This window comes from Vibrio sp. V23_P3S9T160 (assembly GCF_963886625.1).
Lineage (GTDB): Bacteria > Pseudomonadota > Gammaproteobacteria > Enterobacterales > Vibrionaceae > Vibrio > Vibrio anguillarum.
This window is the reverse complement of the sequence record NZ_CAWPDB010000055.1, coordinates 22959-40407: the sequence shown is the minus strand read 5'-3', so window position 1 is coordinate 40407 and position 17449 is coordinate 22959. Positions and strand designations below refer to the sequence as shown.

General features: G+C 45.5%; 20 protein-coding genes. 13 read left to right on the top strand and 7 right to left on the bottom strand.

Annotated features, from left to right (window positions below; translation table 11 throughout):
• Positions 1 to 6: 6 nt before the first annotated feature.
• On the top strand, positions 7 to 789 hold the full coding sequence (gene fliR / locus AACU59_RS03355) for a flagellar biosynthetic protein FliR (protein ID WP_094124522.1): 783 nt from the start codon (positions 7 to 9) through the stop codon (positions 787 to 789).
• A gap of 9 nt (positions 790 to 798) precedes the next feature.
• Positions 799 to 1929 carry a flagellar biosynthesis protein FlhB gene (gene flhB / locus AACU59_RS03350; protein WP_013856323.1) on the top strand — a complete coding sequence of 377 codons (1131 nt, stop codon included), beginning with the start codon at positions 799 to 801 and terminating at the stop codon, positions 1927 to 1929.
• 56 nt (positions 1930 to 1985) lie between these two features.
• Here flhB and smrB read toward each other — a convergent pair whose 3' ends face one another.
• Positions 1986 to 2516 (bottom strand): endonuclease SmrB, encoded by a 531-nt coding sequence (gene smrB / locus AACU59_RS03345; protein WP_013856324.1) that lies wholly within the window; start codon positions 2514 to 2516, stop codon positions 1986 to 1988.
• A 63-nt stretch (positions 2517 to 2579) separates the two neighbouring features.
• Here smrB and prmB point away from each other — a divergent pair, with 63 nt between their 5' ends.
• Together prmB and aroC are read left to right on the top strand one after the other, a co-directional pair.
• The gene (prmB, locus tag AACU59_RS03340) at positions 2580 to 3512 is read left to right on the top strand and encodes a 50S ribosomal protein L3 N(5)-glutamine methyltransferase (protein ID WP_013856325.1); all 933 of its coding nucleotides are present in this window, start codon (positions 2580 to 2582) and stop codon (positions 3510 to 3512) included.
• A 183-nt stretch (positions 3513 to 3695) separates the two neighbouring features.
• Positions 3696 to 4781 carry a chorismate synthase gene (gene aroC / locus AACU59_RS03335; protein WP_026028357.1) on the top strand — a complete coding sequence of 362 codons (1086 nt, stop codon included), beginning with the start codon at positions 3696 to 3698 and terminating at the stop codon, positions 4779 to 4781.
• 153 nt (positions 4782 to 4934) lie between these two features.
• On the opposite strand, the gene AACU59_RS03330 is transcribed toward aroC, so the two are convergent.
• The gene (locus tag AACU59_RS03330) at positions 4935 to 5558 is read right to left on the bottom strand and encodes a trimeric intracellular cation channel family protein (RefSeq protein ID WP_026027295.1); all 624 of its coding nucleotides are present in this window, start codon (positions 5556 to 5558) and stop codon (positions 4935 to 4937) included.
• Positions 5559 to 5792: 234 nt separating this feature from the next.
• Here AACU59_RS03330 and AACU59_RS03325 point away from each other — a divergent pair, with 234 nt between their 5' ends.
• From AACU59_RS03325 to AACU59_RS03315, 3 genes are all read left to right on the top strand, one after another.
• Entirely contained in the window at positions 5793 to 6323 is a 531-nt protein-coding gene (locus AACU59_RS03325) for an elongation factor P hydroxylase (RefSeq protein ID WP_088729041.1), read from the top strand.
• A 32-nt stretch (positions 6324 to 6355) separates the two neighbouring features.
• Positions 6356 to 6619, top strand: a complete 264-nt coding sequence (locus AACU59_RS03320; RefSeq protein ID WP_013856329.1) for a YfcL family protein — start codon at positions 6356 to 6358, stop codon at positions 6617 to 6619.
• Between the two features lie 117 nt (positions 6620 to 6736).
• Positions 6737 to 7261 (top strand): NADPH-dependent FMN reductase, encoded by a 525-nt coding sequence (locus tag AACU59_RS03315; RefSeq protein WP_026027294.1) that lies wholly within the window; start codon positions 6737 to 6739, stop codon positions 7259 to 7261.
• 114 nt (positions 7262 to 7375) lie between these two features.
• On the opposite strand, the gene mnmC is transcribed toward AACU59_RS03315, so the two are convergent.
• Positions 7376 to 9403: a bifunctional tRNA (5-methylaminomethyl-2-thiouridine)(34)-methyltransferase MnmD/FAD-dependent 5-carboxymethylaminomethyl-2-thiouridine(34) oxidoreductase MnmC gene (gene mnmC / locus AACU59_RS03310; protein ID WP_094145628.1), complete on the bottom strand. Its 2028-nt coding sequence runs from the start codon at positions 9401 to 9403 to the stop codon at positions 7376 to 7378.
• 127 nt (positions 9404 to 9530) lie between these two features.
• Here mnmC and fabB point away from each other — a divergent pair, with 127 nt between their 5' ends.
• The 3 genes from fabB to AACU59_RS03295 all read left to right on the top strand — a co-directional run bounded on the left by fabB (position 9531) and on the right by AACU59_RS03295 (position 13111).
• Positions 9531 to 10742 carry a beta-ketoacyl-ACP synthase I gene (fabB, locus tag AACU59_RS03305; protein ID WP_094145627.1) on the top strand — a complete coding sequence of 404 codons (1212 nt, stop codon included), beginning with the start codon at positions 9531 to 9533 and terminating at the stop codon, positions 10740 to 10742.
• Between the two features lie 226 nt (positions 10743 to 10968).
• Positions 10969 to 12114: a 4-phosphoerythronate dehydrogenase gene (locus AACU59_RS03300; protein ID WP_094145626.1), complete on the top strand. Its 1146-nt coding sequence runs from the start codon at positions 10969 to 10971 to the stop codon at positions 12112 to 12114.
• Positions 12098 to 13111 carry an aspartate-semialdehyde dehydrogenase gene (locus tag AACU59_RS03295; RefSeq protein ID WP_013856334.1) on the top strand — a complete coding sequence of 338 codons (1014 nt, stop codon included), beginning with the start codon at positions 12098 to 12100 and terminating at the stop codon, positions 13109 to 13111. The genes AACU59_RS03300 and AACU59_RS03295 overlap by 17 nt, the downstream gene beginning before the upstream one ends.
• Before the next feature lie 115 nt (positions 13112 to 13226).
• On the opposite strand, the gene fcrX is transcribed toward AACU59_RS03295, so the two are convergent.
• Complete coding sequence (gene fcrX / locus AACU59_RS03290; protein ID WP_010318689.1) at positions 13227 to 13676, bottom strand: ferric iron uptake transcriptional regulator FcrX; 450 nt, start codon at positions 13674 to 13676, stop codon at positions 13227 to 13229.
• 214 nt (positions 13677 to 13890) lie between these two features.
• On the opposite strand from fcrX, the gene AACU59_RS03285 reads away from it, so the two are divergent.
• Entirely contained in the window at positions 13891 to 14409 is a 519-nt protein-coding gene (locus AACU59_RS03285) for a DUF4442 domain-containing protein (RefSeq protein WP_010318688.1), read from the top strand.
• Here the strand turns inward: AACU59_RS03285 and AACU59_RS03280 are convergent.
• Positions 14406 to 15290 carry a LysR family transcriptional regulator gene (locus AACU59_RS03280; protein ID WP_094145625.1) on the bottom strand — a complete coding sequence of 295 codons (885 nt, stop codon included), beginning with the start codon at positions 15288 to 15290 and terminating at the stop codon, positions 14406 to 14408. The genes AACU59_RS03285 and AACU59_RS03280 overlap by 4 nt on opposite strands.
• Before the next feature lie 117 nt (positions 15291 to 15407).
• Here AACU59_RS03280 and AACU59_RS03275 point away from each other — a divergent pair, with 117 nt between their 5' ends.
• Together AACU59_RS03275 and AACU59_RS03270 are read left to right on the top strand one after the other, a co-directional pair.
• On the top strand, positions 15408 to 15854 hold the full coding sequence (locus AACU59_RS03275; protein WP_013856338.1) for a CidA/LrgA family protein: 447 nt from the start codon (positions 15408 to 15410) through the stop codon (positions 15852 to 15854).
• Positions 15851 to 16552 carry an LrgB family protein gene (locus AACU59_RS03270; protein ID WP_094144632.1) on the top strand — a complete coding sequence of 234 codons (702 nt, stop codon included), beginning with the start codon at positions 15851 to 15853 and terminating at the stop codon, positions 16550 to 16552. Before AACU59_RS03275 ends, AACU59_RS03270 begins: the two co-directional genes overlap by 4 nt.
• A gap of 66 nt (positions 16553 to 16618) precedes the next feature.
• On the opposite strand, the gene fldA is transcribed toward AACU59_RS03270, so the two are convergent.
• Together fldA and AACU59_RS03260 are read right to left on the bottom strand one after the other, a co-directional pair.
• Complete coding sequence (gene fldA, locus AACU59_RS03265) at positions 16619 to 17152, bottom strand: flavodoxin FldA (RefSeq protein WP_013856340.1); 534 nt, start codon at positions 17150 to 17152, stop codon at positions 16619 to 16621.
• A gap of 48 nt (positions 17153 to 17200) precedes the next feature.
• Positions 17201 to 17422: a DUF2788 domain-containing protein gene (locus AACU59_RS03260; RefSeq protein WP_010318683.1), complete on the bottom strand. Its 222-nt coding sequence runs from the start codon at positions 17420 to 17422 to the stop codon at positions 17201 to 17203.
• Between the last annotated feature and the right edge of the window lie 27 nt (positions 17423 to 17449).

Sequence of the window (17449 nt, the reverse complement as noted above, 5' to 3'; positions counted from 1 at the left end):
GCTTGAATGGAGTACCCAACAAGCCTCGTTTTAGAGTGGATTGCTAGCTATTTTTGGCCCTACACTCGTATTTCCGCCATGCTGATGGTGATGTCAGTCACTGGGGCCCGCTTTGTTCCGACCCGAGTGCGGCTCTACTTAGGTTTGGCTATTACCTTCGCCGTGATGCCCGCGATTCCTGTCGTTTCAGAGACCGTTGAACTACTTTCATTTAAAGGTTTTTTGACCACCTTTGAGCAGATTATTATTGGCGTTGCAATGGGCATGATCACCCAGTTTATAATCCAAACCTTTGTTATGCTTGGCCAAATATTGGGTATGCAAGCCAGCTTAGGTTTTGCTTCAATGGTCGACCCCGTAAACGGGCAGAACACCCCTTTGCTTGGTCAATTGTTTATGTTTTTAGCGACCTTGTTCTTCTTAGCAACCGATGGTCATTTAAAGATGATCCAACTGGTGGTATTCAGTTTCAAAACCTTGCCTATTGGCGATGGGGCATTAACGACCGTGGATTTTCGTGAGCTCGCATTGTGGCTGGGAATTATGTTTAAAGTGGCGCTGAGTATGTCTCTTTCTGGCATCATTGCGCTATTAACCGTCAACTTATCATTTGGTGTAATGACTCGTGCAGCCCCTCAGCTCAACATTTTCTCGTTGGGTTTTGCGTTTGCGCTTTTGGTCGGCTTGTTACTCTGTTGGTATATTTTAGGCGGCCTGTATAGTCACTACGAACTATTCTGGTTAGAAGGCGAGCAACAAATTTGTCGCCTTATCCGTATGAACTGTTAGGAGGCGCGTTTGGCAGAGTCAGACGGTCAAGAACGTACCGAAGACGCCACGCCCAAGCGATTGGACGAGGCGCGAAAAAAAGGTCAAGTCGCTCGTTCAAAAGAGTTAGCGTCCGTTTCGGTACTGGTAGTGGGTGCGATTGCATTGATGTGGTTTGGCGAATCGTTAGCCCGAGCCTTGTACGCTTTGATGGGTCGAATCTTCAACTTAAGCCGAGAAGAAGTGTTTGATCTCGGAAAGTTGTTTGATATTGCGGCTGGTTCTCTTGCGACCCTGATATTGCCACTCTCGCTTATCTTAATCACGTTATTTATTGCTGCATTAATTGGCGCGGCTGGCATTGGTGGAATTAACTTTTCTGTCGAAGCTGCGATGCCCAAGCCCTCCAAAATGAACCCGCTCAGTGGCTTAAAACGTATGTTCGGTTTGCAAAGTTGGGTTGAGTTATTTAAGTCCATTTTAAAAGTACTGCTTGTTTCTGGCGTTGCTTTTTATCTGATCAATGCATCGAAAGAAGATCTATTTCAACTGAGCATGGATGTCTATCCACAAAATATTTTCCATGCGCTCGATATTTTGCTTAACTTCGTGTTGCTGATCAGTTGTTCTTTATTGGTCGTGGTCGCCATCGATATCCCATTCCAAATCTGGCAGCACGCTGACCAATTAAAAATGACCAAGCAAGAAGTAAAAGACGAATACAAAGATACGGAAGGAAAACCTGAGGTTAAAGGCCGAATTCGGATGTTGCAGCGTGAAGCGGCCCAGCGGCGGATGATGGCGGAAGTGCCACAAGCGGATGTAATCATCACCAACCCAGAACACTTCTCAGTTGCGCTGCGCTATAAACAAAATACGGATAAAGCACCGATTGTGGTGGCTAAAGGCGTCGATCACATGGCGATGAAAATTCGTGAAGTAGCACGTGCGCATGATATACACATCATCCCCGCACCGCCTTTGGCTCGAGCGCTTTATCACACAACCGATCTTGAGCAGGAGATCCCCGACGGGCTTTTCGTGGCGGTTGCGCAGGTACTGGCTTATGTCTTTCAGCTTAAGCAGTATCGTAAACGCGGTGGCCAAAGACCCAAACTCGATGAGAATAACATGCCGATTCCACCGGATTTACGACATTAATCCTCATCGTTATGCTGGAGCAAAAGCGTTGATGCTGAAGTTAGCGTCAGTTTAAATCACTTATCAGGAATAGAAAGCAGCACCAACACCGCGCCATGCCCGCCAAATTCAAGAGGGGCTTGATGAAATGCCATCACATCAGGATGTTGAGCGAGCCAGAGAGGAACTTTTTGTTTGAGAATGTGTTTACCGATCCCATGTTGGACACAAGCGCAGTGAATATTTTCTTTCACACAATAAGCAACCATCGCCCCAAGTTCTCGTTTCGCTTCTTGCTGTGTCATGCCGTGCATATCCAAAAATACATCCGGCACATAGACGCCACGTCTTAACCGTTTAACTTCATATTTCGACACATCATCACGAGCATAGCGCGTCGGGCCTTCATCGCTGAGTTTTGGTATAAACTCATCGGAAAAATAAAATTCGGTATCGCTGGCTTCCCGCGCAATACGGCGGATTTCTTTTTGTTTGGGGTTTCTGTTTGGCGGCTGGATTATGGTATCCTGTCGCAACTTTTTAACGCCCTTTACTGCATCCCGAAACAAGTCGAAAGCGTCATCGTGTTCGGTCTCTTTTTGGCTCATTGGGTTTGGTCATTTTCTAACAGATCGATATTGGCAGTATTGTAGCGCTTTTCGGAGGCAATTTTGGATAAGATTTTTGTAGAAGAGGCGGTTTCTGAACTTCACACGCTTCAAGATATGATTCGTTGGACGGTCAGCCGTTTTAATGCCGCCAACTTATTTTATGGTCATGGGACCGATAATGCGTGGGATGAAGCCGTTCAGCTAATCCTACCGACACTCTATCTTCCGATTGATGTTCCTCCGCATGTACTGAATTCTCGTTTAACAGGCAGCGAACGTCTGCGTATTGTTGAACGGGTGATTAAGCGCATTAATGAACGTACTCCTATCGCTTATTTAACCAATAAAGCGTGGTTCTGTGGCCTTGAGTTTTATGTGGATGAGCGAGTACTGGTGCCACGTTCACCGATTGGCGAATTGATTGAAGCGCAGTTCCAACCTTGGTTGATCGACGAGCCTGTACGTATTATGGATTTGTGTACTGGCAGCGGTTGCATCGCCATTGCGTGCGCCCACGCGTTCCCTGATGCTGAAGTGGATGCGATTGATATCTCAACCGACGCACTGCAAGTGGCAGAGCAAAATATTCAAGATCACGGTATGGAGCAACAAGTTTTCCCGATCCGTTCCGATCTATTCCGTGATTTGCCAAAAGAGAAATATGACCTAATCGTGTCGAATCCACCGTATGTGGATCAAGAAGATATGAATAGTTTGCCCAAAGAGTTCAAACACGAACCAGAACTCGGCTTAGCCGCCGGTACCGATGGTTTGAAATTGGTGCGTCGTATTTTGGCCAATGCGGCGGGGTACCTCACTGATAACGGTATTTTGATCTGTGAAGTGGGCAATTCGATGGTGCATATGATGAACCAATACGACCACATTCCGTTTACTTGGCTTGAGTTTGAAAATGGTGGGCATGGCGTATTCATGCTAACTCGCCAGCAGTTGGTTGATTGCGCTAGCGACTTTGCGCTTTATATCGACTAATGCCGTACGCATAAAAAAACGCCAGCCACAGTGCTGGCGTTTTTTTATCCATTAGAAAAATACACATTGCTTTATTTTGGGGCTTTACATCATTTCGTAATAAAGCCACTATGAATCCACGAACAATAGAATGAAGCGGTGATAGAGAGCATGTCGCTCTGTGTCATCAATATTGAGGAAGTAATGGCAGGAAACAGTATCGGACAACATTTTCGGGTGATGACATTCGGAGAAAGTCACGGTATCGCACTAGGATGTATCGTCGACGGATGCCCTCCGGGCTTAGAAATTACAGAAGCTGACTTACAGATAGACCTAGATCGTCGCCGTCCTGGCACATCTCGCTATACAACGCAGCGCCGTGAAGCGGATGAAGTCAAAATTCTTTCTGGTGTATTTGAGGGGAAAACCACAGGTACATCGATTGGTCTATTAATTGAAAATACCGACCAACGTTCAACCGATTATTCAGACATTAAAGACAAGTTTCGCCCCGGTCATGCCGATTATACCTACCATCAAAAATATGGCATTCGCGACTATCGTGGTGGTGGCCGTTCATCAGCACGTGAGACAGCGATGCGAGTGGCAGCGGGAGCCATTGCGAAGAAATATCTCAAACAAGAATTTGGGGTTGAAATTCGCGCTTACTTGTCACAAATGGGTGATGTTTGTATCGATAAAGTGGATTGGAATGAAATTGAGAATAACGCCTTTTTCTGTCCAGATGCAGACAAAGTGGCGGCATTCGACCAACTGATCCGTGATTTGAAAAAAGAAGGTGATTCGATCGGTGCAAAGATTCAAGTTGTCGCGACCAACCTGCCTGTTGGTTTAGGTGAGCCGGTATTTGATCGTCTAGATGCGGATATTGCACATGCTTTGATGAGCATTAATGCGGTGAAAGGGGTAGAGATTGGTGACGGTTTTGATGTCGTGCAGCAAAAAGGCAGCCAGCATCGAGATCCTCTAACACCGAACGGCTTTCGCTCAAATCATGCCGGCGGTATTTTAGGCGGTATTTCGACTGGGCAAGATATTGTTGCCAGTATTGCGCTTAAACCCACGTCAAGTATTACAGTACCTGGCGATACCATTACTCGCACGGGTGAACCCACACAACTTATCACGAAAGGTCGCCATGATCCTTGCGTTGGTATTCGCGCCGTGCCCATTGCCGAAGCAATGCTGGCGATTGTGTTGATGGACCACTTACTTCGTCATCGCGGGCAGAATTTTGCGGTTCAAACCGAAACGCCTAAAATCTAATCCAGCATAACCGAATTAAAATGAAAAGCGCCCTTTTTGTAAGGGCGCTTTTGTTTTAAGTGTTTTAAGCAATTTTCTGTTTGGCCAATTTCCGCGGCTGAATGAATTTTTTTATCGAAACAAGTCAGCTAAATATCTAACACCGGATTATGGCTAATGAATCTGATTTTCAGCATCAAGCTGGAAAGAAGGCAAACGCCATTTAAAACGCACTGCCGCCATACGCAATAAATAACCCACAATAAGCGTTACTATCGTGCTGGTGACATCATTGATGCCGAATGCGAGTAAGGTTAAATAAAGCCCTGAAGCGACTAATGAAACCGAAGCGTAGAGCTCTTCATGCAGTACCAATGGCGTTTGTCTGCAGATTAAATCGCGTAATAACCCACCAAACACCCCAGTGACCAACGCAGAAACCATACAAATGCCGGGATGCAAACCCATGCCCATTGCGACTTTTGTGCCTATGATACTGAACACAATTAGCCCCAATGCATCTAAACGAATGAACAACCCTTTGAGTTTGATTACCCATTTAGCTAAGCCGGTGGTGAGAACGCCTGCGATACAGGTAATGGCTAAAAACTCCGGATTCTTCACCCAACCTAGCGGATAATGGCCGAGTAAAATATCCCTCACCGTACCGCCTCCAATCGCAGTGGCACTCGCTACTAACATCACACCGAACCAATCCATTTTTCGACGGCCTGCACTCAATGCGCCAGTCATCGCCTCGGCAGTAATACCAATAATATATAAAACACTGAGCAACATAATGCGGTACTCCGACAGCACTTCCTTGGGTATATAAGAACCGAGAAAGCGGTTGAACTTAAAAATGGAGGCGCAAGTGTAGTAGTAAAGTCAGGCGATGGCGAATGAGATTTTATGCCAAGAAACCGTTTGACCGATTAATAAAACTAATGAAGTGAGGCGATTGAATGGCTTTACCTGACTACAGAAAAATAAGAGAATGCGTTGAGAAATTTTTGCCTGCATGACTGAGCGATGACACATCACTACCAAGACTTGATCTCCCTGTTCAATGACACTTTTTTTGAGCCATTCAATACGCGTTTAGAGCTCGGTGGTGATGAGCCGATTTACTTGCCTGCTGATGCGCAAATCAATCATCACCGCATCATTTTCGCACGAGGCTTCTTTGCCTCGGCACTGCACGAAATCGCGCATTGGTGCGTCGCCGGCCCTGAACGACGATTGATGGAAGATTTTGGCTATTGGTATCAACCAGACGGGCGAACCGCGCAAGTCCAAGCCGAATTTGAAAAAGTAGAGGTTCGCCCTCAAGCGTATGAGTGGATTTTATCGGTCAGTGCTGGCTTTCCTTTTACTGTGAGTTGTGACAACCTACACGGCGATTTTGAACCAGACCGCATCGCCTTTATGACTCAGGTACATCGTGAGGTAGTCGCTATCTTACAGGTTGGGCTTCCACCCCGAGTGAAGATGCTGTCAGATGCATTACGTGCTTTTTATGGTACGACAGAATTAAGGCTAGAGCACTTTATCATCAGATAACTAGCTAAATAATAAGAGAAAATGAGAGTTGTATGATTATTGGATTTGAAGAAAAACTGCTGGAAATGATTGATGCACGTATTGCGACGGCATCGGACGATGAATTGTTTGCGGGTGGTTATTTGCGAGGTCATATTTCTTTGTCTGCAGCCGCGTGTGAAGATGAAGGAATTGACGATCTATCTCTGTTTAAAGCACGAATTGAGCAAAGCCTAGAGCAAGCGCGCACAGAGCTTACGCCTGCAGACCGCGTGATTGTGTTCGATTTATGGACCGAGCTTCACAACCAAGCTTAAGATGAGCACACTTAACTCATTCGAATTCTTTGAATGAGTCCGTAAAATTTTTATGGTTGTTGTTAATTTGTGCGATCGCTATGCTTAAGCCATATTCGAACACACAAGGGCAACACCATGAAAGTCATCGCATTTGGAGCATCAAACAGCTCAACTTCAATCAATAAAGCATTGGCCACTTACACCGCTCACCTCATTGAAGGTGCAGACGTGGTGGTGCTTGATATTAACAACTATACCGTTCCTATGTTTAGCGAAGATCTTGAAAAAGAGCTTGGTCAAGCCGAAGGCGCTCAAGCTTTTCTGCGTGATCTTGCTCAAGCGGATGCGTTTGTTATCTCTTTTGCTGAGCATAATGGTCACTACCCAGCGGCGTACAAAAATTTATTTGACTGGGCAACACGCATTGACCGTGAACTATTCAAAGGTAAACCTGCTGTTTACCTAGCCAGCTCTCCTGGTCCTGGTGGCGCGCAATCGGTTTTGGCGGCGGCAAATAATTCTGCTCCTTATTTTGGTGGTAATGTAAAAGCGTCTGTTTCGGTACCGAGTTTTTATGACAATTTTGACTTGGCTACGGGTCAAGTGACTAACCCAGAAGTGGCGGCACAATTGAAAGACGCGGTTGCGAAGCTCGTATAGTTTTCTTGTCTCGTTTTAAGTTCGTCTCACGTTAAGTTTCACGCCTTTTCGCGTGAAAAAGTGAGCATTAAAAAAGCCTTGCTGGATAAGTAAGGCTTTTTTCTATGATGGGTTTTATCGAGGAGTACGTTCGGTGATGGCTTTGCCTTTTTTGAGTTTTCTCACCCACATTCGACTTGGATGAAGCGTTTCGAGAACATCAACAGCAAGTGGTAGCGGATCGCCACTCATTTGTGAAGCCAGCAATTCAGCCATTAACGGCGCAGAACTTAGCCCTCGCGATCCTAGCCCGAGCATGCAGTACAAATGAGGATAGTGAGCCACAGATGGAGCCTGTTGCGGCTCTTGGGACGGTAACGGCTGGTAGTCGAGCTTGATCTGTTCAAAGTTGCCTACATTCCCGACAAATGGCAAATGATCGCGGCTAACACAGCGAACGCCTTGGCGAGATTGATTGCTAGATGTATCGACTTGCTGTGTCCAGTTTTGGTCGTTAATACAACGGGTTAAGCGTTGTCCATTCTCTTGCTGCGCCACCGCATCGAATCCTTGGTTGATTTGACTTCGGTCATAACTTGCGCCAATGCAGTGCTGTTGAGTGTTGGGGTTGTGCGGCGTCATATAGCCGTCATAACACAAGACGCTGCTTAGCTTTTGCAATGTTTCTGTGGTTGGAATATGGCTCACTTGTCCTTTCACTTTGCCAAGTGGCAACGCTTGTGTTTGCTCGAAATGGTCAAATTGATGACCGTTTGCAATGACCACACACTGATGGTGCTTTTCGCTACCATGAACACTTAATATCCACTGCCGCTGTATTTCATCCCAGCGCAAAGACTCCACCTTGTGATTAAAATAGGCGTTGAATCGCTCACTTTGGCTTAATTGATCAAACAGGCCTTGTGTCAGTTGAGCAGGGCAAAGCCACCCTCCTAGTGGGTAATGTAAGCTGGCCATATCAGTCGGTAAGCCGACGTTTTGTAACGTTGCTTGTTGATCGCAGTAGTGCATTAGCTGAGGGTTAAATTTCCCTTCAAGCATCGCCATCTGTTTTTGGGTCGATTTTTCATCCCACATCAATTGGGTCACACCACACCAATCATGATCAAAAGGGACGGTTTGCGCCATTTGCTCAACAAATTGCCGAGCAAACAGAAAAGCGGGTGCAAAAACACGCGATACACCACTGTGGTTTTTATTCAGCAGTGGGTAAACCGCACCTTGTCGGTTACCTGAAGCACCTTGAGCGGCCTGAGGATCGGCGCAATACAGGCTGACATTGATACCGCGGCGATTGAGCATTTTAGCTAATGCGGCACTAGCAATGCCGCCGCCGATGATCGCCACGTCGGTAACATTGGTCGTCGGCGCAATCGCAAACCAAGGTTTTATATTGTTGTACGGCGTTTTGTGTTCCAGTTGACCAGCAATCATCTCTCTTTTGGTGCCAAAGCCTTTCACTTTTTTCATCGAAAAGCCTGCTTCTATCAATCCGCGTCGTACAAAACCTGCGGCGGTAAAAGTGGCGCACGTGGCTTTGTGTTTCGCCAGTTTGGCCATATTCTCAAACAGCGTTTGATTCCACATTTCAGGGTTTTTACTGGGAGCAAAACCATCCAAAAACCATGCGTCTACCACGCCTTGCTCGGTTGTGGGAACTTGCGGCATACACTCTTTGATATCACCGAACCAAAGATCAAGGGTAATGGCGCCATCATCAAGAACAATGCGATGACATTCTGGTACTGCAATCGGGTAGTGTTGTTGAAGCTTTTTCGCATAAGTCGCTAATTCAGGCCACGCTTGGTGCGCTGTTATCAAGTCGTGTTTATTGAGCGGATATTTTTCAAAACTGATAAAATGCAGCGCTTGCAATGGCGCATTTGGGTTTTGTTGCCTAAACGCATCAAATTCTTGCCATACAGCGAGAAAATTTAACCCAGTGCCAAACCCCGTTTCGGCAATGACGAATCGTTTTTGGTCATATTGGTGCCATCTTTGTGGTATATGATTTTGGGAAAGAAACACGTAACGCGTCTCTTCTAGGCCGTTAACGTTGGAAAAGTAAACGTCATCGAATTGGTCGGAAACGGGTGTGCCCGCTTCATTCCAACCCAGTGTTGCGTTGGTTATGCTGGTCATAATGGTGTAATTCTGTGAAATCGGGCGATATATAGCTCGAGATTGTACGAATTTCTGGGAAAGCTGACCACTTTTGTTATTCTTCTTAGTTATTATCTAAGCGAATTTTGAATTATAGGAATGTCACATGAAACGAGTCGTAATCACCGGTATGGGTATTGTTTCAAGTATCGGTAACAACGTCGAAGAAGTTTTAGCGTCTCTAAAAGCAGGCAAATCAGGTATTACCGCTTCTGAGCAGTTCAAAGAGAACGGTTTACGCTCTCAAGTGTGGGGTAGCCTGAAAATGAACCCTGCTGACCATATTGATCGCAAACAGATGCGTTTTATGGGTGATGCGGCCGCGTTTGCATACCTATCAATGGAACAAGCGATTGCCGATTCAGGTTTAGCACCAGAGCAGGTCTCTAATGACCGCACTGGTATTGTGGCTGGTTCTGGCGGTGCGTCGTCGTATAACCAAGTTATTGCTGTCGACACATTGCGCACAAAAGGCGTGAAGCGCGTTGGTCCTTACATGGTTCCACGTACTATGTCTTCGACTGTTTCAGCCTGTCTTGCTACGCCATTTAAAATCCGTGGCGTCAACTACACCATGAGCTCCGCTTGTGCGACGTCGGCTCACTGTATTGGTCACGCAATGGAACTTATCCAATTGGGTAAGCAAGATGTTGTGTTTGCAGGTGGTGGTGAAGAGCTCGATTGGTCTTTAACTATGATGTTTGATGCAATGGGTGCGCTGTCAACTAAGTACAACGAAACACCAGAAAAAGCGTCACGTACTTACGATGCTGACCGCGATGGTTTCGTGATTTCAGGCGGCGGCGGCATGGTTGTGGTTGAAGAGCTTGAGCATGCACTGGCTCGCGGCGCAAAAATTTACGGTGAAATCGTCGGTTACGGTGCGACATCCGATGGCTACGACATGGTGGCTCCATCAGGTGAAGGCGCTGTGCGTTGCATGAAGATGGCAATGCAAGCGGTAGATAGTGTGGATTATGTCAATACACATGGTACTTCCACACCTGTCGGTGATGTAAAAGAGTTGGGTGCCATTCAAGAAGTGTTCGCTGGCAACAGCCCAGCTATCTCGGCAACAAAAGCAATGACTGGCCACGCATTGGGTGCGGCAGGTGTGCATGAAGCCATCTACTCTACCTTGATGCTTCACCACGGCTTTATCGCGCCAAGCATCAACATTGACAATTTAGATCCAGCGGCTGATGGCCTTGATATTGTGACCGCAATGCGCGAGCAAGAGCTAACCACTGTGATGTCTAACAGCTTTGGTTTTGGCGGTACGAACGCGACGCTAGTGATCAAAAAGTATCAAGGCTAATGCGCCTACACACCTCTAATAAAAAGGTTTCCAGAGCGGGTCAGCTTAGCTGATCGAACAGACGCAGACTCTGTCCCATGGAGAGCGGGACGGGATCCTTTTGTTCTGGGTTTTTGCCCGGTTTCCGTGAGGAGCCGGGCATTTTTATGGAAAGCGGGATTTCTTCTCGACAGTCTGTGCGCTTTTCTGCACAATTCCTTCAATTTCGAAAATTGTGAACTCCGCTATGAAAATCCTTATTGATGAAAACATGCCTTATGCTGAATCGTTATTTAGCCAGCTTGGTGAGGTGGTGTTGAAACCCGGTAGAAGCTTAACGGCTGATGATCTTATCGACGTTGACGCCTTGATGATTCGTTCTGTTACGAGAGTAAATCAAGCACTATTAGCGAAAGCCAATAAATTAAAGTTTGTTGGTACGGCGACGGCAGGTATGGACCACGTTGATCAAGCGCTTTTGGCTGAAAGAGGCATCTTTTTTACTGCCGCACCGGGGTGTAATAAGGTGGGAGTGGCTGAGTATGTTTTCAGTGTATTGATGGTGTTAGCACAGCAGCATGGTTTTTCTGCCTTAGAGAAAACCGTTGGCATTATTGGTGCTGGTCAAGTCGGCAGCTATTTAGCCGAGTGTTTAGCGGGGATTGGCATTAATGTGCTGCTCAACGATCCCCCAAAACAAGCACAAGGTGATTGCCGCGAGTTTACTCATCTTGATGTTTTACTTGATAAAGCGGATGTCATTACGCTGCATACACCCATTACTAAAAGTGGTGAATGGCCAACTCATCACTTGATTGATGAAGTTCGACTTGCCCAGTTGCGCAGTGATCAGATCTTGATCAATGCGGCTCGTGGCCCTGTGGTGGATAACCAAGCGCTGAAACAACGCCTACAGAAAAATGATGGTTTTATTGCCGCTTTAGACGTGTTTGAATTTGAACCTGAAGTGGATATGGAACTGCTGCCTTTGCTCGCCTTTGCGACGCCGCATGTGGCTGGCTATGGGTTAGAAGGTAAAGCCCGAGGCACGACCATGATTTTCAATAGTTTTTGTGAGTATCTTGGCGATGACCATTGCGCGAATGCCAGTAGTTTATTACCCGAGGCTCCCATTGCCAAAGTGTATTTATCACGCGGTTGGGATGAGGAAACATTACACAGTTTAACCCAATTGATTTATGACGTACGCAAAGATGACGCCTTGTTTCGCCGTGAAATTGGCAAACCAGGTGCTTTTGATCAAATGCGTAAACTTTATTGGGATAGAAGAGAATATAGCGCGATGACTGTCGTCGGTAGTGAGTCGTGTGATCTCACTACCTTAGCTAAATTAGGTTTTAAAACAGAGGTAACAAATGAGCCAAGAATTTAATATCGCTATTTTAGGAGCAACCGGCGCGGTTGGTGAAACCATGCTTGAAGTGCTCAAAGATCGCAAATTCCCCGTTGGTGAACTTTACCTACTTGCCAGTGAGCGTAGTGAAGGTAAATTCTACCGCTTCAATGGTAAGACCATACAAGTACAAAATGTTGAAGATTTCGATTGGTCACAAGTTCAGATTGCACTGTTTTCCGCTGGTGGTGAATTGTCCGCAAAATGGGCACCTATTGCCACAGAAGAAGGCGTGGTAGTCATCGATAACACCTCACATTTCCGCTATGAGTACGATATTCCACTTGTTGTGCCTGAAGTGAACCCTGAAGCGATTGCGGATTTCCGTAACCGCAATATTATTGCGAACCCAAACTGCTCAACCATCCAAATGTTGGTGGCGTTAAAGCCGATTCACGATGCTGTGGGTATCGAGCGAATTAACGTATCAACTTATCAGTCCGTTTCAGGAGCCGGGAAGTCAGGCATTGATGAGTTGGCGGGACAAACCGCAAGGCTATTAAACGGTGTTTCGGCCGATCCTGATGTTTTTAGCCAGCAAATTGCGTTTAACTGCATCCCACAAATCGACCAGTTTATGGATAATGGCTACACCAAGGAAGAGATGAAAATGGTGTGGGAAACGCAAAAAATATTCAATGACTCAACCATTATGGTCAACCCAACTTGTGTACGCGTGCCGGTTTTTTACGGCCATGCTGAGTCACTGCATATTGAAACACGCTTACCGATTGATGCTGAGCAAGTTATTGAGTTATTAGAGAAAACTGAAGGTATTGAAGTATTCAGCGGGAATGATTTCCCAACGCAAGTTCGCGATGCGGGAGGGAAGGATACGGTTCTTGTAGGGCGTATTCGCAACGATATCAGTCACCACAGTGGCATTAACATGTGGGTAGTGGCAGATAACGTGAGAAAAGGCGCTGCAACAAATGCGGTACAAATTGCGGAAGTGTTGATTCGAGATTATTTCTAATTAATACCTAGTAAAAAGGAGTGGCTTACCACTCCTTTCTCTCTACACAAAAAAGCCGAGTGATTGATTCACCCGGCTTTTTTATTATCGTCCAGCTCAAGGCTGAGAATGATGGCTATCTTTTTGACTTGTGCGCGTTAGGGTTCTGCTTGCAACTGCCGTCGGCACATTTACCATATAGATAAAGGCTGTGATTGGTGAGCTGTACATTATATTGCTCGGCAATCTCTCTTTGGCGTTGTTCGATCACCTCATCTGAAAACTCAATCACTTCACCACAATCTAAGCACACTAAGTGGTCGTGGTGGTGTTGTGTTGAAAGTTCAAAAACGGATTTTCCACCTTCAAAATGGTGACGAGTGACAATACCCGCATCATCAAATTGGTTTAATACTCGATAAACAGTCGCAAGACCGATTTCTTCACCAAGATCAATCAATTTCTTATACAGTTCTTCAGCGCTGATATGTTGGCATTCAGGCTGCTGTAGCACTTCTAAAATTTTTAGCCTAGGAAGGGTAACTTTAAGACCTGCATCCTTGAGCGCTTGGTTATTATCTGACATACACTTTCCTGTTGATGATCTGCAGCAGTTAACAGAATTCATAATTGCGATCATTATAGGGGAGTCACTGCTAACAATAAACCACGAAGTTCAAAGGGTTACTTTATATTTGTCACAAAGCCGCGTTATATCACTGATATAACAGCTCTTACCAGTTACAATTGCGTAACATTTATTAGTGATTGAGTCGATAGGTTTAAAAGGTGAGCACGGAATGAATCACTCTTTAGCAAGATTTTATAAGCCAAATATTGTTAAGTGGGCGTTAAATAGCTGGCCTCCTTTTTGGGGAGCTGGTATCCACATTGATGAAATTAGTAGCGACTTCCGTCAGGTGAAAATGCGCCTAAAGCTGCGGTGGTGGAACAAAAATGCCAATCGCACTCAGTATGGTGGCAGCATTTTCTCTCTTACTGACCCTGTTTACTCTTTGATGTTAATGGGGATTTTGGGTGAGCAATATTATGTATGGGACAAAGAGGCCAGCATCAACTTTATCAAACCGGGCCATTCTGATTTGTATGCGGAGTTTCTGATAACGCAAGACCAACTGGATTCAATCTTAGTGAGCACGGCCAATGGGGATAAATGCTTTCCGGAATTTGTTATCCATGTTAAGGATGCCAAAGGCGAAGTGGTCTCTGAAGTGCAACGTAAATTGTACGTGCGCAAAAAACCTAAATACAGAGAAGAGAGTGATGCAGACAAAATGGTTACTTTTTGTGACCGCTAAGGCTGTTCATTCTGCATTTGGCACAGCTCAATCCAAGCTTCGGCGGTGCGAGAAACGTACCGTTCCGCGTGCCATATTAATCCTAAGTGCCAATCAATACTGGGTGTCATAGGTTTGACTAAGACGCCTTCTCCTTGAATTCGTCGACAAAGTGGTTCGGGTAGAAAGGCAACACCTACGCCACTTTTGACCAACGCGACTAAAAAATCCCACTGGCTACTGCGCGCTGCAACTTGTGGTGTAAATCCGTGTTGTAGGCAGAATGAGTGGATGTAGTCACTCAGCGTAAAATCATGGGTATAGAGGTAAAATGGCTCATTTTGTAGTTGCTCCCAACCGATGGCTTCTTGCTGCTTCCAAGGAGATGAATCGGGGAGTACGGCGCAAATGGGGTAACTGTCTAAGGAGAGTGACCGCAGATTATCAATCGGATGAGACGAAAGCATGGTGACGGCTACGTCAATTTCTCCATTTAGAATAGCTTGCTCTATTTTACGTCCGCCATACTCAACGATGGTGAGCTCTACATGAGGGTAGGTTTGACGGTATTGGCGGATCAGACCTGCATAAAGGTGTCCAACCATTGGTGGAATACCGAGATGCAGTTGTCCACGCTTTACCTGATTGAGATCGATCAGTTCAGCTTCTAACTGAGACATCTGCGCTAAGATCTCTAGCGCTCTTTGATAGACAACTTCTCCTGCATCGGTAAGCCAGAAACGTCGACCTTCACGATGTAATAGTGGCTGTTCAATTTCCTGCTCTAGACTGCGGATCATCTTACTGATGGTGGGCTGGGTGACGAACAGTTGCTCGGATGCGCGGGTAAAGCTTTGTTGATTGACCAATTCAACAAAATAGCGCAGTGCTTTAATATCCATAATATCTCCTTTTGATCATTCCATTTTGGCATGAAAATGATAATAAAAAGTCATTTTACGATGGTTTCATAGCTTAATATAATGTGACTAATTTCACAAAACGGCATTAGTCTCATCATGCAAAGAATAAGAAACAGCCAAAGGGTAAAAAACAATCTGCAAACAGTGGTACAAGTTGTTGCGCTATCAATGATTTGGTTTTTGGCGGATTTTCTAGTCAGCACTTTTCATATTCCTTTACCCGCAAATTTAACTGGCATGCTATTGCTATTAACTTTAGTGATTATGCGAGTTGTAAAAGTTGATTGGTTGCGTAAGGGAGCAACTTGGTTATTGGCGGAAATGCTGTTGTTCTTTGTACCAGCGGTCATTGCGGTCGTTAACTATCAAGAGTTAATGCAACAACAAGGGTTACGAATTATGGCGGTACTTGTCATCAGTACCATCATGGTCATTGCTATTACTGCTTGGACCGTTGATAAAATGTATCGTTTAGAGCTTATATTAGCGCGTAGAAAAAGCAACCGGGCAATACGCCTAACTAAAGTGGAGCGTTCATCATGAGCTCACTACTTACCTCAACACTGCTTGGTGTATTTTGCTTGCTGTTAACCTTGGCTTTTTACTATGGCAGCAAGTGCCTTTATCAACGTAAACGTTCTATTTTCTTAATGCCGCTGCTATTGGCCCCTATATTGTTAGTGGCTGTTGTGATGATCTTTCACATCCCTTACCAGACCTATATGGCAGAATCTCATTGGTTATTGTGGCTACTTGGTCCGGCTACAGTGGCTTTTGCTATTCCGGTCTATGACAACCGATTGTTGATCAAGCGCCACTGGCTCTCTCTATCCGTGGGAGTGTTCGTATCGGTTGTGGTGGCTGTGGGAAGCACGGTTTTATTGGCTCGTTGGTTTGAATTACCCGATATGCTTCAGCGCAGTTTAGCGATGCGCTCGATTACCACGCCTTTTGCTGTTGAGGCAACGAAGTCAATTGGTGGGCAAAGTGATCTGACTGCTCTGTTTGTGGTACTTACTGGGGTGATAGGCATGGCGGTAGGTGAAGTGGTGTTAGCGTTATTATCCATTCGCTCTGGGCTTGGTAAAGGAGCCAGTCTTGGTGCTTCCGCGCACGGTGCAGGAACGGCAAAAGCGTATCAAATTGGCAATGCTGAAGGGGTAGTGTCGAGTGTGGTGATGATGATTGCGGGCATGGTCACTGTGTTGCTTGCTCCATTTATCGGTCATCTACTTTGGTAAAGCAAAGTGCTTGAACATGGACCAATAAAAAATCCCCTCGCAAGGGGATTTTTTATGTTTAAGAGATTAGCCTTCAAGTTCAGCTAAACACATCTCTTCATAAATCTGCTTAACCCATGTGCTGACGCGCTGTTCAGTCAGCTCTGGTTGACGATCTTCATCGATGCATAAACCAATAAAGTGGCTATTGTCACCCGCAACCAAGGCTTTAGAGGCTTCGAATTCATAACCTTCAGTTGGCCAGTGGCCAATAATCGTTGCGCCTTTGCTTTCGATAATGTCACGCACTGTACCCATCGCGTCACAGAAGTATTCAGCGTAGTCTTCTTGATCGCCGCAACCAAAAATAGCAACTAATTTCGTTGAGAAGTCGATCGCTTCTAATTCTGGGAAAAAATCATCCCAATCACACTGCGCTTCACCGTAGTACCAAGTAGGGATACCCAGTAACAATAAGTCAAAATTATCAATGTCTTCTTTGCTGCTTTTCGCAATATCTTGAACGTGAACGAGCTGCTTACCCAGTTGCTTTTGAATCATTTTCGCAACGGCTTCAGTATTACCGGTATCGCTACCAAAGAAGAGGCCTACACTTGCCATAGAATCATTACCTTTAATTTGTCATTTTCTGGCGGATGAGCGTGTTCTTTACCCCAGTCCGGTACCTTCCCAACTGAGTTGGATAAGTCCTTTAAGAATAAAGCCAGCACAACCTAAAAACAGAACTAGCCATACAATACGGCGCCCAAATGGCGGTACATTACCTTGCTTAAGGACATCTTTTATTGCCATACCGATAAGGAAAAATATAGACGCAAAAAGAAGATCGAGTCCAATCGACTCAAGCATGTTCATGTAGTCGTACAGCATGGGTATCCTTTATGCCAATTTGCTTGA